Genomic DNA, 15,405 nt, shown 5'->3' with positions numbered 1-15,405 from the left:
GATCAGCTCCCTCGGTAGGTGGAAAAGGCGAACGGGCTGAGCAGCAGTGGAACGTGGTAGTGCCGCTCGTCGGTGATCGTGAAGGTCACGGTGACCTCGGGGAAGAAGATGCTCTGGCCGGACGTACTCGCGTAGGCGGCGACGTCGAAGCGGAGCTGGTAGGTGCCGGGCTCGAGTCCCGGCTCCCACCCGGTGATCCGGCCGTCGTCGTCCGTGGCGCCCTCCGTGAGGAGGACGGTCTGGTCGGCCGTGATCCGCGATAGCCGGACCGGGACACCGCGAGCGGGCAGCCCGAGACCGGTGTCGAGGACGTGCGTGGTGACGCTGCTCATGCCCGGGCCTCCTTGTCGGCCATCTCCTGATCGACGACTTTCGTGAGCCGGAGCAAGGCGATCTTGCGCAGTTCGTCGCGTACTACGGCGGCCTCGGTGACCTCGTCATGGGTGAGCCGTTCGCGCAGGCCGGCGAGCATCTCCTGGGCCGACAGGCCAGTGGCGCAGATCAGGAAGACCCGGCCGAAACGCTGCTCGTACTCGCGATTGCCCGCCGCCAGTGCCGCGCGAGTCTCGGAGTCGTCGCCGACCCCCGCCTGCTCGTTGCGCGACCAGGCGGCCTCGGTACCGGTACCTTCCGGCCGGTCCCCGATGCGCGGGTGGGCTGCCAGTGCTCGGTCGACCTCATCGTCGCCGAGATCTCTCGCAGCCCGGTCCGCGGCCTGGGTCAGCGCCACGACGTCGCCGTACGGGCGTCCGGCGAGGATGCCGTCGACCCAGCGGGGGACGTCGCAGCAGGCCGCCAGCAACGGATGCAGCCGGTCGGCCGGAGCGGAGTTGAACTCCTGCAGATCCACGGATCACACCTTCTCGAATCCCGAAATCGAATTTCCGTATGACGAGAGGGTGGCATGGGCCTGGCGCTCCGTCAACAGTTTGTTGAATTTTGCCGGGCGGCGCCAGAGCCGGCGTCAGTCGCGAGCCCGGTTGAGATAGTTGTAGACGGTGAACCTGGTGACACCGAGCGCCTCGGCCACGATCTCCGCCGACTTGCGGTAGTCGAACGCACCCTTGGCCTCGAGCAGCAGCACCGCCCGCTGCTTGTCATTACGCGCCAACTCGCGCAACGGCCCACCGAGCTCGTCGGCGACCTCCTCGAGCAGCGCGGTCACGCCACCCTCGCCGCCGGCCGGAGCCTTGCGGGGAAGGCGGACGGCGGCGACCACCTTCCCTTCCCAGACCAGCGGTACGTCGTCGGCGCGCGCGTCGTCCGGAGCCACCAGTTCGGCGTTCAGGCGCTCCACCAGCGGCGAGATCGCCACGACGAGCGGATGCGCGGGCTCAGCCATCGCTGCGCACCTGCAAGGTCACTCGACTGGCGCCGTGTGCGAACGCGGTCTCCAACACCCCCGTCAGTGCCGGCAGCAACAGCTCCTGCTCACCGCGCACCAGGGTGCCCAACGGCCCGAAGTCGCACTCCAGGCCGGCCTCCTCGGCCACGCGGAGCGCCTCAGTGGCGTGGGCGGGCGGCTGCCCCTCGACCTCGAAGGGCTCCGTCGTGAATTCCGCTACCAGTCGCATGTCGCGAGGCTAGCTGTCTCCACCGGGAACGGTCACGACCGCAGCGGGCGGCGGGCCAACTTCGTCAGTCCGGCGGCATCCACGCCGATCAGCTTGTCGACCTCGGACATCTCGACGGCACCACACTCCAGACCACGCAGCACGTAGCCGGCCAGGGCGGCAGCTGTCGCAGGCTCGTCGAGGTAGCCCGACTCCCCCTCGCCCACGTAGGCGCGCAACCGAGCGGCCGCGGACTCCAGACCCTCGCGGTAGAACAGGTACGTCGCGACGAACCGGCTCGGCAGCTGGGCCGGGTGCATGTCCCAGCCCTGGTAGATGCCGCGGGCAAGCGAACGCCGTACCAGCCGCAGGTGGAGCCGCCAGGCTGCGTGCACGGCCTCGCGCTCGCCGATCGGCAAAACGTTGGTGGAGCCGTCGGAGACGAACACTCCCGTGCCTGCGGCAGCCAGCTGCATCACGTCCTTGGCGTGATCGGCGACGGGGTGATCCATGCTCTGGTACGCCGCGGCGACGCCCAGCGAGGCCGAGTAGTCGTAGGTCCCGTAGTGCAGACCGGTGACGCGCCCCGCTCCGGCCCTGATCATCCGGGCCACGAGCGCGGTGCCATCGGCGCCGAGGATCGCCTGAGGCGTCTCGATCTGGATCTCGAACTTCAGCGACCCCGCGGGCAGCGCATGAGCCTGCTCGGTCGCGGACAGCACGAGCATCATCGCCTCGACCTGCTCGACCGAGGTCACCTTCGCGAGCGTGATCACGAATCCATCCGTGAGCGCCCCGGCGCCGGCCAATTCGCGGACGAAGAGGTCGAGCGTGCGGACGCCGCGACGGCGGGTCGGCGCCTCCAGGGACTTGATCCGAAGGCCGTGGTATGGCGGGGCCGCGCCGGCCTTGACGGTCTCCGCCAGCGAACGGGCGGCGTCGACCGCAGCCGCGTCCTCCTGCTCGTCAGGCCTGGTTCCGTAGCCGTCCTCGAAGTCGATGCGCAGGTCCTCGATCGGCTCGCGATCAAGCTTGGCGCGAACCCGCTCATACACCTCGACCGCCAGGCCGGCCGGCAACTCCAGCGCATCAGCCAGTTCCGCCGCCGACCCACCGTGCCGACCGAGCGCGGCCTTGGCCTCCTCGGCCCACCCGCGCACCGTCCCGGCGTCGTACTGGTCGGCTGGAACGTAGACAGTGTGGACGGGTTGCCGGACGCCGCGATCGCCCGGGTAGTACGCGGCCAGCGCCGCGTCGGCATCGGCCAACCGCCGATCCAACTCATCGACGAGAGCGTCGAGCTCACTCATGACCGAACCTACCTTCTTCAGATTTCGTATTGCGGATACTAATATCTACTCTGCGGAAGTGGCAACGGCGTCCTATTCCGGGATCTGGCGCTAAACTTCCGTCATCCGGAAGTACTGAGCAGAGTGAGGCCCCAGTGGCGGAAGAGAACAGCGGCAAGGGCCGCTCCGGCAGCGTCCAGTCCATCGGGCGGGCCTTCGGGCTGCTCGAGACGATGGCCGACGCGGGCGGCATGATGGGCCTGTCCCAGCTGGCCGCCGCCTCAGGTCTACCGCTGCCGACGATCCATCGACTCGTCCGCACGCTCGTCGACCTCGGCTACCTGCGCCAGGAACCGTCCCGGCAGTATGTCCTCGGCCCCAAGCTGATCCGGCTCGGCGAGAGCTCCTCCGACATGCTGAGCGTGTGGGCTCGCCCCCACCTGGCCCGGCTGGTCGACGAGCTCGGCGAATCGGCCAACATGGCGATGCTCGACGGCGACCAGATCGTGTACCTCGCGCAGGTCCCCTCCCGTCACTCGATGCGGATGTTCACCGAGGTCGGGCGTCGGGTGCTCCCCCACTGCACAGCCGTGGGCAAGGCGATCTTCTCCCAACTGCGGGAAGCCGAGGTGCGCGAACTGCTGCAGCGCACGGGCATGCCGAAGCACACCGAGAACACCATCACCGACCCGGACGCCTTCATGGCCCAGGTGCGCGCCACCCAGGAACAGGGTTACGCCACCGACGAGGGCGAGCAGGAGGTCGGCGTCCGCTGCGTCGCGGTGGCGGTGCCCGACGTACCGTCCCGGCTGGCGATGTCGATCTCGGGTCCCGCCGGCCGCATGACCGAGGAACTGGTGGAGCGCGCGGTCCCCTTGCTCACCCAGGCCGGCAAGGCACTGTCCGAAGATCTGCGATAACCGGCGTTCGTCCTTCACCGACCAGGACCTGCGGTGAGCGGTTCAAGCGGTTCAGGACGTGAGCGGCCGAGGCGATCCGCCACTCAACCTGGCCGTCAGCTTCTCGGCGAAGTCGTTGGGCAGCGACAGGCGGAAGACCTTCGCCCACGCGGACCCGACCTGCTTCGGGAGCGGGCCGGTGGTGTAGGTGAGGCCGTACTCCTCGAAGATCGCCTGTACCTGCGGCGCGATCTCCTGGTACCGGTTGCTCGGCAGATCGGGGAAGAGGTGGTGCTCGATCTGGTACGACAGGTTGCCGGTCATGAGGTGCATGGCCCGGCCGCCGCTGATGTTGGCGGAGCCCAGCATCTGGCGCAGGTACCACTCCCCGCGCGTCTCGCCCTCGATCGAGCGCCGCTCGAAGGTCTGCACGCCTTCGGGGAAGTGACCGCACATGATGACGGAGTGGGCCCACAGGTTGCGGACCACGTTGGCGGTCGCGTTCGCCGCGAGGGTGTGCAGGAATGACGGACCGGACAGCAGCGGGTGGACGACGTAGTCCTTTGTCATCTGGCCGCGGATCTTCTTCAGCACCTGCCGGGCGCGGGCCTTGAACTCGGGGTCCTTGCGCCGCTTCTTCGTCGCCAGGTTCTTGCCCAGCTCGAGGTCGTACGCCGCGATGCCGTACTCGAAGAAGCAGGCGTTGATGAAGTTCCACAGCGGCTGCGCGAGATAGAGCGGGTACCAGCGCTGGTCCTCGTCGACGCGCATGATGCCGTAGCCGAGGTCGTTGTCCTTGCCGACCACGTTGGTGTAGGTGTGGTGCAGCTCGTTGTGCGAGTGCTTCCACTGGTCCGACGGCGAGGCGTGGTCCCACTCCCAGGTGGTCGAGTGGATCTTGGGGTCACGCATCCAGTCCCACTGGCCGTGCATCACGTTGTGGCCGATCTCCATGTTCTCGAGGATCTTGGCCACCGAGAGACCCGCCGTACCGACCAGCCAGGCCGGCGGGAACAGCGACAAAAGCAGCACGGCACGGCTGGAGAGCTCCAGCTTCCGTTGCACGTTGATGACCTTGCGGATGTACGCCGCGTCCGTCGCTCCGCGCGAGGCGACGATGTCGGCGCGGATCGCGTCCAGCCGACGGCCGATCTCCTCGATGTCGTCGGGAGTCAGGTGACCGATGGGGTTGTCGGTCTTCTTCTGCAGCACAGTCACAGGGATCCTTGTCTTACCAGTCGATGTCGCAGGCTCACAGGTCGATGTCGCAGGCGCCGGCCGCGGCCGAGATGCAGGTCTGGATGAGTACGCCGTCACCGGGAGCGGCGGTGGTGACGTCACCGGAGCGCAGGTCGCGCACCGAGCCCGAACGCAGCGGCAGCACGCACGAGAAGCAGATACCCATCCGGCAACCGGAAGGCATCAGTACTCCGTTCTGCTCACCCGCGTCGAGGATCGGCGTAACGCCGTCGAGCTCGAGAGTGACTCCCGCACCGGTGAACCGAACGGTGCCACCCTCGCCAGGCTCGGCGAGTGCGGTTCGGAACCGCTCGGTGTGCAGCCGGTCGGGAAGGTCGAGGTCAGCCCATTGCTCCTCGAGAGCGTCAAGGAGACCGGCCGGTCCGCAGGCCCAGGTCTCCCGCTCAGCCAGGTCGGGCACGAGAGCCGCTAGCTCCGCAACGTCGAGCCGGCCGTGACTGTCGGTGTGCTGCTCGACCAGTCGGAGCCGGCCTTCGCGCGCGAACTCGCGCAGCTCGGCACCGAAGATCACGTCGTCGGCGGAGGCCTCGGAGTGCACGAGGACGACATCGCCGAGCCGGTCGAGGCCGGACCTCAGCATGCCCATCACGGGCGTGATGCCGCTGCCGCCGGTGACGAAGAGGACCTTGCGGGGTGCCTGGTCCGGAAGGACGAAGTCGCCGACCGCCTGATCGAGGTGCACCAACTGACCGGGGCACAACTCCTGCGCGAGGTGGGCGCTGACCAGGCCGTCCGGGACCGCCTTCGCCGTGATGGTGAGGAGCTCGCTCCCCGGAGCGGAGGTCAACGAGTAGGAGCGCCACAGTCGTACGCCGTCGACGTCGAGGCCGATCCGGACGTACTGGCCCGGCTGGTGGCCGCGCCAGGCGGCGCCGGGTCGCAGTACGACGGTGACCGCGTCGGAGGTCTCGGGGCGTACCTCGACAACCCGGGCCCGGAGGTCGGCACCGGCCCGCAGCGGGCGGAACATGTCGAGATAGTCGGCGGGATCGAGCGGATGGGTGGCGGCGGCCGCGACCCGCCAGACCCGGTCGCGCAGACGGCCGCGGAGAGTCGCCGGAGCGTCAGGGTCTGACGCGAAGGTGGTCATGCTGTCCAGCATCCTCGACGCGAGGTGTAGTTTCATGACCGACAGCGGTGAATCTGTCGCGCGTATTTGTTCGGAGGGAACAACCTTGTCCGACGCTGACCCCACCCGCCACGCCAGCCGGACGGCTCGAGGGGCCGCCGAGCTGGAGCTCGGCCAGGCCGCGATCGAGCTGTTGCGATCCCGCCTGCCGGACATCGCCGGAAAGACTGTCACCGCGATCATCGCCGAGGTCCCCGGCTACACCAACGCGCTGGCCGGGCCGATGGGGGCCAAGATCGAAGGGGCCGTCCAGCTCGCCCTCGGCGGATTCCTCCGCTTGACCGGCAGCGGCGACCCCGGAACTCCGCTCGCCCCCGCACTCGAGGGTGCTTATGTCCTGGGCCGCGGCGAAGCGCGCAGCGGCCGGAGTATGGACGCGCTGCTCGCTGCCTACCGGGTCGGCGCCCGGGTCGCGTGGCGCGAACTGTCCCGCACCGTCGTGGAGGCTGGTCTGCAGGCCGAGACATTGGCAAAGTTCGCCGAACTGGTCTTCGCCTACATCGACGAGCTGTCCGCGGCCAGCGTCTCCGGTCACACCGACGAGCTCGCGACCACGGGCCGGGTCCGGGAGCGCTACCTCCAGGAGCTGGGCCGGGGCCTCTTGCAGGGTGACCCCGCGGACCAGTTGGCAGGCCGGGCGGAACTCGCCGACTGGGAGCCGCCACGCTCGTTGACGGCGGTGATTCTGCCGAGCGCCCACGTGCGGGGGATTCTCGGCGCCCTGGATCCACGGACGCTACGGCCCGAGGACGACCTCACCGAACTCGGCGAAGTCGACGAGGACCCGGCCGAGGTGGCGGTGTTGCTGGTCCCCGACGCCGACGGCTCAGCGCGATCCGCTCTGCTGCGGAACCTGCGCGGGTACCAGGCTTGGGTGGGCCCGACCCAGCCGTGGACGACTGCGCGTACGTCGTACCTGCGGGCCCTCCGGGCGCGGCAGCTCCGGCTGACCGCCGAACCCGACGCGCCGGTCGACACCGAGCGCCACCTGACCACCTTCGTGGTGACGTCCGACTCCGCGGCACTCGACGATCTCCGCCGGCAGGTGCTCGCGCCGTTCGACGCACTCCGTCCTGCCACCGCCGAGCGGCTGGCCGAGACCCTGCGCGAATGGTTGCTCCACCTCGGCCGGCGCGACGAGGTCGCCGCGGCCCTGCACGTCCACCCACAGACCGTGCGCTACCGGATGGGCCAGCTCCGCGACCTCTACGGCGCCCGCCTCGACGACCCACAGACCGTTCTGGACCTCACGATCGCCCTGGCGGTCAAGCCGTCGCCACCCGGCTGAACGTGGCCAGCCCACGTCCAGGCCGGGCGGGCCGCGGCGCGGCTGCTCCTCACTTGGACAGCCCGGCCTCCAGGGCGGCGATGAGCTGCGGACGCAGTTCCTCGGGGCGGATGACGGCGTCCACCGAGCCGACCGTGACGGCTCGGTGGATGTTGTGCACCCGGTCGAACTCGGAGGCCACCTCGCCGAGCTTCTCGGCCCGGACCGCCGACCGTACCTCGGCCAGCTCGTTGGCCAGGGCGGCCCGCTCGGCGCCCTCGGCCTTGGCCAGCCGGGCCGACACCTCGGTCACCCGCGGATCGGCCGACGTCCGGTTGTTCACCTCGCCGGAGAACACCACCGCGGCCGCCGGTGCGCCACCGATCACCGAGGCGAACGAGCCCTCCACGGCGAGCACCGTCATGCCCGGGTTCAGCGCCTTGGAGAACACCACGAAGGCTCCGCCGTGGTACCGCGAGACGACGCAGAACACGATCGGGCCCTCGAAGTTCACCATCGCGCGGCCGATCTCGGCGCCGTACTCGAGCTGCAGGTTGCGCATCGACTCCGGCGACCCGTCGAAACCGGACAGGTTCGCCAGCACCACCAGCGGACGGTTGCCGCTGGCGCCGTTGATCGCGCGGGCCGCCTTCTTCGACGACCGCGGGAACAGCGTGCCGCCGTTGTAGGTGTCCGGCCCGTCGGTGGGCGGGAAGCCCCGCCGCGGTACCGGCTTGGACTCGATCCCGAGCAGGCAGACCGACAGGCCGCCGAGCCGGGTGTCCGCGACGACCGCGGTCTCCGCGTCGGCCATCCCGGCCCAGCGCTCCAGCATCGGGTGGTCCTGGTCGGCCACTGCCCGCATCAGGGTGCGGATGTCGAACGCCTTCTTGCGATCCGGGTTGGTCGCCGCGGAGAAGATCTCCCCGACCGTGCTGAACCCGCCGTCCACCGGATCGTGCGGGTACGACGTGACGTCCCGGTCGTGCGGGTCGGTGGACGGCGCCCGGCGCGGCCCGGACTCCCCCGGTACGACGTACGTGTGGTCGTAGTGCGCCATCAGGATGTCCCGCGCGCCGGCCAGGTCGGGTGCCCAGTACTGCGCCTGCCCGTTCGGCCCCATCACCCGGTCGTAGCCGCCGATGCCGAAGTTGTCCTCCGCGGAGACACCGCCGGCGAAGTCCAGCGTCTGCTTGCCGGTCAGCACCATCGCACTGTCCGGCGTCATCACCAGGATGCCCTTGGTGTGCATCAGCATCGTCGCCTCGGCGTTCCAGTACGGCTGGGCGCCGACGTTGATGCCCGCGACGACGATGTTGATCTCGCCGCCGGCCTGGGTGAACTCGACGATCCGCTTCAGCGCCTTCGCGACCCAGTCCATGTTCTCGGTGCCGGAGTCCATCGAGATCCGGGCACCGGCCGAGACCGCGAACCACTCGACCGGGACGCCCAGCTTGTCGGCCAGGTCGAGGGCGGCGATGATCCGCGCACACTCCGCCTCGGCCACCGCGCCGAGCGCCTTGGTCGGGTCGCCGCTCAGCGCCACCCGGGAGACGCCTTCGGGGTACCGGCGGGTCGGCGTACTGATCACGCCCGCGATCAGGCCGGCCTTGTTCAGCCCGCGCGGCCGCTCGACCGGGACCAGCGTGCCGGTGTCGTCCAGGTCGTACTCGACCCAGCTGCCGCCCGCGCCCGCGACCATCCCCGCCACCTCATAGGGATAGACGGTGTTGCGCCGACGGGCGCGAAGGACCTTCTGCGCATAGTCGTCGAGCGGCTTGAGCCGTTCGGTAGCGGGCCGCTCCACGGCAGCGATGACACCCGCGCCGGGCTGGTAGTAGAACCGGCCGACGGCCGGGAACGGGTTGCCGTTCGAGCCGGTCACCCGGCCGGTGACGACGACCTCCTCGATCCCCGCTCCGGCCGTCAGCGGCGCGATGTTGCGCTGCAGCGCGGTGAGCTCGGCGACCTGCGCGTCGACGACCGGCCAGATCGTCACCCAGACGTGGTTCATCTCCAGCCGGGCTCCGGCGGCGCCGCGCGCGGTCCGTGCCCGGCGGATGCCTTCCAGACAGTTCGCGATCGCCCGCTCGACGTGCGGCAGCGAGGTGACCTTGCCGTCGTCGTCGCGCACCACGGCGAACTGCCGGACCTGGGCCAGGGCGACCAGCCGCTCGTCGGCCTCGTTGTCACGGGCAACACAGTGGTAGAGCAGCACGTCCTCCGGCGCGTCGAGCCGGGTGATCCGGAAGTCGTGCAGCCGCCACAGGTTGAGCCGGCGCCCGACCATCGGGTGGACGCCGCGCACGTTGCCGTCCTCGACCACGCCTTCGGCCGACGGGCGGTAGGTGAAGTACCAGACTTCGCGGCCACCACCCGGGGCCACGGCGACCGCGACCCGGCGTACGTGCTGCATGAAGGGCAGTGCCGCGACGATCTCGCGCAGCCGGTCGGACGCTTCCTGCTGGGTCCCGGGTGTCTGCGGCCACGACAAGTACAGGTCGGTGACCGCCTCGTGCCCGGCCGGGCGGGCGTCGATCTCGGCCGACAGATCGCGGACCAGCGCGCTCTCGGGATCGGCCAGCTCGTCGACTGTGCCGATCGTGCTGACCAGGTGGGTCGGGCGGTTGTCCAGCGTGTAGTCGGCCGTGGTGAACGCGCGGCCGTTCACGGTCGCATTGCGCAGGTCGTGCAGCTCGTACTCGAGGTAGTGGCGGCGGACCAGCACTTCCAGCATCGGCTCGGTGCCGTTGACGCCACGCTCGAGCCGCTCCGCGAGGAAGCGCACGATCTGCTCAGGGATCGTCGCCAGCGCCTCCACCCGCGTGACGTGGTCAGTCGCGTCCGGATCCAGCGCGAGCGCGGCCAGCTCGTCGCCGACGCCGGACAGTACTTCGGCCCGCGCCTGGTCCACCAGCGGCTGGTCGAACCAGCGGAACCGCACACTGCGGGCCAGGTCGCCGATCACCGGGAAGCGCAGCTGGGTGGCGAGCACCAGGTGATCGAGCACGGCGTGCGCTTCGGCGTCCAGCGGCGGCTCGGGCATCGGCTCGACCAGCCACTGCTGCAGCAGCGACGTCATCAGCAGTACGTCAGGCGACGTGCGCTGCTGGGCGAGGAAGATCCGGAACACCGCGTCGGTCAGCTCGTCGCTGCGCTCCAGCTCGGTGACGCCGTAGTGGACGAGCACCCGCGCCAGCCGGTCGCGGAACTCCGCCGACAGCCCGGCGCGCTCGGCGTCCAGGGTCTGCAGGTAGGTGTGGAAGTGCTCCTTGGGGCTGTGCACCCGCAGCTCGGTGTTCAGGTCCTCGCCGGCCGGCCGGTTGCGGCTCAGCTCGGCGAAATCGGCGAACAGCCGCAGTACGTCGATCTCCTCCGCGACCGGGGGCTCGGCCAGCTCCGCGCGGGCGGCGAGGTAGCCGGTCAGCGTCCGGCCCTCGTCGCGCGGATCGATGTCGAACCCGAGCAGCATGCTGCGCAGGTCGTCGAGCCCACGGGCCGCGCGCTCCGCCGCGGTCGGCGGGGCCGCCGGCTCGGGCAGCTCCAGCTCGATGCCCTCGGTCGCCTCGACCTTGACGTCGGCATCGCCGACCGGCTCCAGCCGGACCAGCGGCGCGCCGGTCTCGACCTGGCTCCCGGTCGACACCGGCAGCTCGCGCACGATCGCCTTGAACGGCGCGTAGAGCACCGTCTCCATCTTCATGCTCTCGAGGACGAGCACCGGCGCCCCGGCCTCCACCTCGGCGCCGGCCGCGACCGGAGTCGCGACCACCAGCGCCGGGCTGGGCGCACGCAGTACGCCGCCCTCGTCGCGGCTGACCCGGTGCGTGACACCGTCCACCTCGACCATGTGCACCGGGCCGTGTGTCGCGGTGACCAGCCGGAACCGGCGGCCCGCGACCTCCAGCCGCGCGTCGTACGCGTCCAGCCGATCGAGCTCGGCGTCGAGGTATTGCAGCTCGTCGCCGACCCCCACACCCACCCGGTACCGCTGCCGCCCGATCCTCGCGACAGTCACCTTGTACGCCGCGCCGCGCAGCTTCAACGCGATGGCCCGGCCGACCTCGTGCTGGACCTGCGGGCGGCCGCCGCGGGCTGTCTCCAGCAACCGCTGGCGCTCGACCTGCTCGGCCTCCTCGTAGGCCTCGATCGCCGCCGCCACCAGGGCGATACCGGAGTGCCGGCGCGAGACCAGGCGCCCCTCACCGCGGACCCGGTCGATCCAGCCGGTGTCGGCGCTCCCGTCGATCACCTCCGGCTGGTCCAGCAGGTCGAGCACGAAGCTCTTGTTGGTCGCGCCGCCCTCCAGGACGACGGTCGTGTCGGCCACCGCGCGGCGCAACCGCCCGAGCGCCTCGTCGCGGGTCCGGCCGTACGCGATGATCTTGGCGATCATCGAGTCGAAGTCCGCCGGGATCGTGTCGCCCTCGCTGACCCCGGTGTCCACCCGTACGCCGGGGCCGGACGGCAACCGCAGCCGCGCGATCCGGCCGGGCGACGGCGCGAACTCGCGGTCCGGGTCCTCCGCGTTCAGCCGGGCCTCGACGGCGTGGCCGTGCTCGATCGGCTGCGGACCCTCGAGCCGGCCGCCGGCGGCCACGTGCAACTGCGCCTTGACCAGGTCGACCTCGGTGGTCAGCTCGGTGATCGGGTGCTCGACCTGGAGGCGGGTGTTCACCTCGAGGAAGGCGAACAGCTTGTCCCCGGGGTGGTACAGGAACTCGACCGTGCCCGCTCCGCGGTAGCCGACGGCCAGCGCCAGCCGCTCGGCGGACGCCTTCAGCTCGGCGGCCTGGTCCGGCGCGAGCACCGGCGAGGCAGACTCCTCGATCACCTTCTGGTTGCGCCGCTGCACCGAGCAGTCCCGCACGCCCAGCGCCCACGCCGTCCCCTGGCCGTCCGCGATCACCTGTACTTCGACATGCCGGGCGCCGGTGACGAGGCGCTCGAGGAAGACCACGCCACTGCCGAACGCGCGGGCCGCCTCGTCGCTGGTGCGCTGGTATACCTCGCGCAACTCGTCGTCGTCGCGGACCACCCGGATACCGCGGCCGCCGCCGCCCGCGGTTGCCTTGAGCATCACCGGGTAGCCGATCTGGCCGGCTGACGCGAGCGCCGCGTCGAGCGACTCGACCGCCCCGCGGCTCCACGGCGCGACCGGTACGCCGACCTCCTCGGCGATCAGCTTCGAGCCGATCTTGTCGCCGAGCTTGCGCATCGCCTCCGCGCTCGGCCCGATGAACGTTACGCCGATCCGCTCGCACAGCTCCGCGAACGCCGGGTCCTCGGCGACGAATCCCCAGCCGACCCAGGCGGCGTCCGCCTTCGTCTCGGTCAGGGCCTGCTCGAGCTTCCCGTGGTCGAGGTACGGGCGGTCGGCGGCCGGGCCGAGCGGGTAGGCCAGGTCGGCCTCGCGCACGAAGGTCGCCGTGCGCTCCGCCTCGGTGTACAAGGCGACCGTCTCGACCTGGCTCCCCGTCTCGGCGTTGAGCTCGCGGACCGCGTTGATCAGCCGCATCGCGGCCTCTCCCCGGTTGACGATGGCGATGCGGTTGAACACCGGGCGGCACTCCTGTCGTTGACGAGTCTGTTACCGCACACATTCCCAGGCAGCCGGGCCTACCGTCGAGTCGGGCCCCCGGATCGGGCCCAGCACGGTCCCCCGACCCTGCTGCGGGCGCTAGTTCTGGCCGTTGGAGACGTAGATCGTCACCAGGGAGCCCTCGGGGGCGCCGTCGCGGCTGCGCGGGTCGGTGTAGGCCACGGTGTCCTCGGCCTCCGGGGAGTCCACCCGCTCGTCGGAGATGACGACGTCGAAACCGGCCTGCCGGAGTATGTTGGCGGCCTCGTCCGGGCTCTTGCCACTGACCGGCGGGAGGTCGGCCGTGTCGCCACTGACCACGCGGCTGCTGGGAGCGACGAAGCGGCGCAGCGGCATACCGTCCAGCGCCTTCTCCATCGCGGTCTGCCACAGCGGACCCGCAGTACCGGAGCCGGTGGGGTCGGAGATGTCCTCGCCGTCCAGGGTGTGGCCGTACATCAGGTTGGTGTACGGCAGGTTCGCGTCGGCGACCACGGCGGCCGCTGCCAGGTTCGGCGCGTACCCGGCGAACCAGACGGCACGGTTGTCCTGGATGGTTCCGGTCTTGCCTGCCAGGTCCCAGTTGCCGAAATTGAGTCGTCCACCGGTGCCGCCGGGCTCCATCACCGCGCTGAGCACCCGGTTGACCCCGTCGGCCACCTCCGGTGCGATGGCCTGCCGGCAGTCGATGCTGGGCGTCCTGATGGGTTTGCGGGTCTTGTCCAGCAGCGTGGTGACGACGACGGGCGAGCAGTACTTGCCCCGCGCCGCGAACGTCGCATAGGCGTTCGACAGCATCAACGGCGTCACGTAGCCGACACCCAGGGTGAAGGACACCACCTGGTCGAGCGGCTGGAGGGTCTGCGCGTTGTACATGCCAAGGTCGGCGGCGATGGTGGCCGGCGCGCACAGCCCGGTCCGCTGGGAGAGCTGCAGGAAATAGGTGTTCGTCGAGTACCTGGCCGCCTCGACCATGGTCAGGTTGCCGCTGCGCGTCGAGTTCTGCGGACGATAGTCCGGGTCCCGCGTGAAGCCTGTGCAGGTCCGGAACTTCTTCCCGCTGAGGTTGATCTGCGCCGGCGAGTTGATCCGGTAGGTCAGCGGCAGGCCTTTCTGGATCGCGGCGGCGAGCACGAACGCCTTCATCGTCGACCCGTTCTGGAACCCGCCGTAGCCACCCGCGTAGGACTTCTCGACGTTGTAGTTGTACGCGGTCTCGTTCTTGCCGTTGCCGTGCGGCTTGCTCTGCACCATCGCCTTCACCAGACCGGTGCCGGGCTCGACCACGGTGATGGCCGCGATGGCGGTGTCGGTTTTCTTGCTGTGCTCCTTGATCGACGCCTGCGCGGCCGACTGGATCCTCGGGTCCAGCGACGTCTTCACGGTGAGGCCGCCGGTCTTCAGGAAGTGGTCCCGGTCCTTGGGCGTCCGGCCCAGGGCCCGGTTGTCCAGCAGCTTGGAGACGACGTAGTCGCAGTAGAAGGGGTAGCGGGAGCTGGCGCAGCCGTTGCGGACCTTCAGGATCTTCTTCTTGTCGATCACCGGCGCCTTGATCGCGTCGTTGGCCTGCTTCGCGGTGATCACGCCCAGCTCCCGCATCCTGCGGAGCACCACGTCGCGACGATCCTTGGCCCGCTTGAGGTCGTTCGTCGGGTCGTAGCCGGTCGGGTTCTTCACCAGCCCGGCCAGCAGCGCGGCCTGCGGGAGCGTGAGTTTCTTGGCGGTGGTCCTGAAGTAGTGCTGGGCAGCGGCCTGTACGCCGTACGAGCCGTCGCCGAAGTTCGCCAGGTTCAGGTACCGCTCGAGGATCTGATCCTTCGAGAACTCCTTCTCCATGGCGACCGCGTAGCGCAGCTCGGTCAGCTTGCGCTGGTAGGTCACCTCGGTGGCGGCCTGGCGCTGCTCGGCGGTCTGCGCCTTCTCGATCAGGCTCATCTTCACGTACTGCTGGGTGATACTCGAACCACCCTGCTGCACCGAGCCCCCGCTCTGGTTCCGGATCAGCGCCCGCAGCGTGCCCTTCGCGTCCAGAGCGCCATGGTCGTAGAAGCGCGAGTCCTCGATCGCCACGATCGCCTTACGCATGATCGGGCTGATCAGGCTGAGCGGCACCGGGACGCGGTTCTGCTCGTACAGGGTGGCGATCAGGGATCCGTCGGCCGCGAGGATCCTGCTCCGCACCGCCGGCGGCTCCGTCTCCAGCTCCTGTGGCAGGCTCTCGACCGACTCCGCGGCCTTCTTGGAGCCGAACCCGGCCAGCCCGGCGAAGGGAACCATCAGTCCCGCGGCCAGGGCGCCCGCCAGTACGCTCACGCCGAGGAACTTGTTCAACGACCGAACGCTGGCGCGAAAGCCCTGCCCGCCCCCACCCATACCTTCAGGCTACGCCGCCGAACCCGATCAGGCCGGGGCTCGACGGAATGGACT

11 protein-coding genes are annotated in these 15,405 nt (G+C 69.9%); 2 read left to right on the top strand and 9 right to left on the bottom strand.

Annotation, left to right across the window (positions count from 1 at the left end; translation table 11 throughout):
- Positions 1 to 2: 2 nt before the first annotated feature.
- The 5 genes from uraH to EV648_RS25365 all read right to left on the bottom strand — a co-directional run bounded on the left by uraH (position 3) and on the right by EV648_RS25365 (position 2,863).
- On the bottom strand, positions 3 to 332 hold the full coding sequence (gene uraH, locus EV648_RS25385) for a hydroxyisourate hydrolase (protein WP_132296623.1): 330 nt from the start codon (positions 330 to 332) through the stop codon (positions 3 to 5).
- On the bottom strand, positions 329 to 850 hold the full coding sequence (gene uraD / locus EV648_RS25380; RefSeq protein ID WP_132296620.1) for a 2-oxo-4-hydroxy-4-carboxy-5-ureidoimidazoline decarboxylase: 522 nt from the start codon (positions 848 to 850) through the stop codon (positions 329 to 331). Before uraD ends, uraH begins: the two co-directional genes overlap by 4 nt.
- Positions 851 to 964: 114 nt before the next feature.
- Complete coding sequence (locus EV648_RS25375) at positions 965 to 1,342, bottom strand: helix-turn-helix domain-containing protein (RefSeq protein WP_132296617.1); 378 nt, start codon at positions 1,340 to 1,342, stop codon at positions 965 to 967.
- Positions 1,335 to 1,574 carry a thiamine-binding protein gene (locus tag EV648_RS25370; RefSeq protein WP_132188604.1) on the bottom strand — a complete coding sequence of 80 codons (240 nt, stop codon included), beginning with the start codon at positions 1,572 to 1,574 and terminating at the stop codon, positions 1,335 to 1,337. Before EV648_RS25370 ends, EV648_RS25375 begins: the two co-directional genes overlap by 8 nt.
- 32 nt (positions 1,575 to 1,606) lie before the next feature.
- Complete coding sequence (locus EV648_RS25365; protein WP_132296614.1) at positions 1,607 to 2,863, bottom strand: aldolase; 1,257 nt, start codon at positions 2,861 to 2,863, stop codon at positions 1,607 to 1,609.
- 134 nt (positions 2,864 to 2,997) lie between these two features.
- On the opposite strand from EV648_RS25365, the gene EV648_RS25360 reads away from it, so the two are divergent.
- Entirely contained in the window at positions 2,998 to 3,762 is a 765-nt protein-coding gene (locus EV648_RS25360) for an IclR family transcriptional regulator (protein WP_132296611.1), read from the top strand.
- A gap of 51 nt (positions 3,763 to 3,813) precedes the next feature.
- On the opposite strand, the gene EV648_RS25355 is transcribed toward EV648_RS25360, so the two are convergent.
- Together EV648_RS25355 and EV648_RS25350 are read right to left on the bottom strand one after the other, a co-directional pair.
- The gene (locus tag EV648_RS25355) at positions 3,814 to 4,959 is read right to left on the bottom strand and encodes an acyl-CoA desaturase (protein ID WP_132296609.1); all 1,146 of its coding nucleotides are present in this window, start codon (positions 4,957 to 4,959) and stop codon (positions 3,814 to 3,816) included.
- A gap of 34 nt (positions 4,960 to 4,993) precedes the next feature.
- Positions 4,994 to 6,091: a ferredoxin reductase gene (locus EV648_RS25350; RefSeq protein WP_132296606.1), complete on the bottom strand. Its 1,098-nt coding sequence runs from the start codon at positions 6,089 to 6,091 to the stop codon at positions 4,994 to 4,996.
- A gap of 85 nt (positions 6,092 to 6,176) precedes the next feature.
- Here EV648_RS25350 and EV648_RS25345 point away from each other — a divergent pair, with 85 nt between their 5' ends.
- On the top strand, positions 6,177 to 7,418 hold the full coding sequence (locus EV648_RS25345; protein ID WP_199234802.1) for a CdaR family transcriptional regulator: 1,242 nt from the start codon (positions 6,177 to 6,179) through the stop codon (positions 7,416 to 7,418).
- Positions 7,419 to 7,467: 49 nt separating this feature from the next.
- On the opposite strand, the gene EV648_RS25340 is transcribed toward EV648_RS25345, so the two are convergent.
- Positions 7,468 to 12,957: a carboxyl transferase domain-containing protein gene (locus EV648_RS25340; RefSeq protein ID WP_132296600.1), complete on the bottom strand. Its 5,490-nt coding sequence runs from the start codon at positions 12,955 to 12,957 to the stop codon at positions 7,468 to 7,470.
- A gap of 120 nt (positions 12,958 to 13,077) precedes the next feature.
- Positions 13,078 to 15,309, bottom strand: a complete 2,232-nt coding sequence (locus EV648_RS25335) for a penicillin-binding protein (RefSeq protein WP_241995583.1) — start codon at positions 15,307 to 15,309, stop codon at positions 13,078 to 13,080.
- Positions 15,310 to 15,405: the final 96 nt, after the last annotated feature.

Source organism: Kribbella sp. VKM Ac-2568, from assembly GCF_004345365.1.
In the GTDB taxonomy this organism is placed as follows: domain Bacteria; phylum Actinomycetota; class Actinomycetes; order Propionibacteriales; family Kribbellaceae; genus Kribbella; species Kribbella orskensis.
The sequence above is the reverse complement of the archived record's forward strand: the minus strand, read 5'-3'. Positions and strand labels throughout refer to the sequence as shown.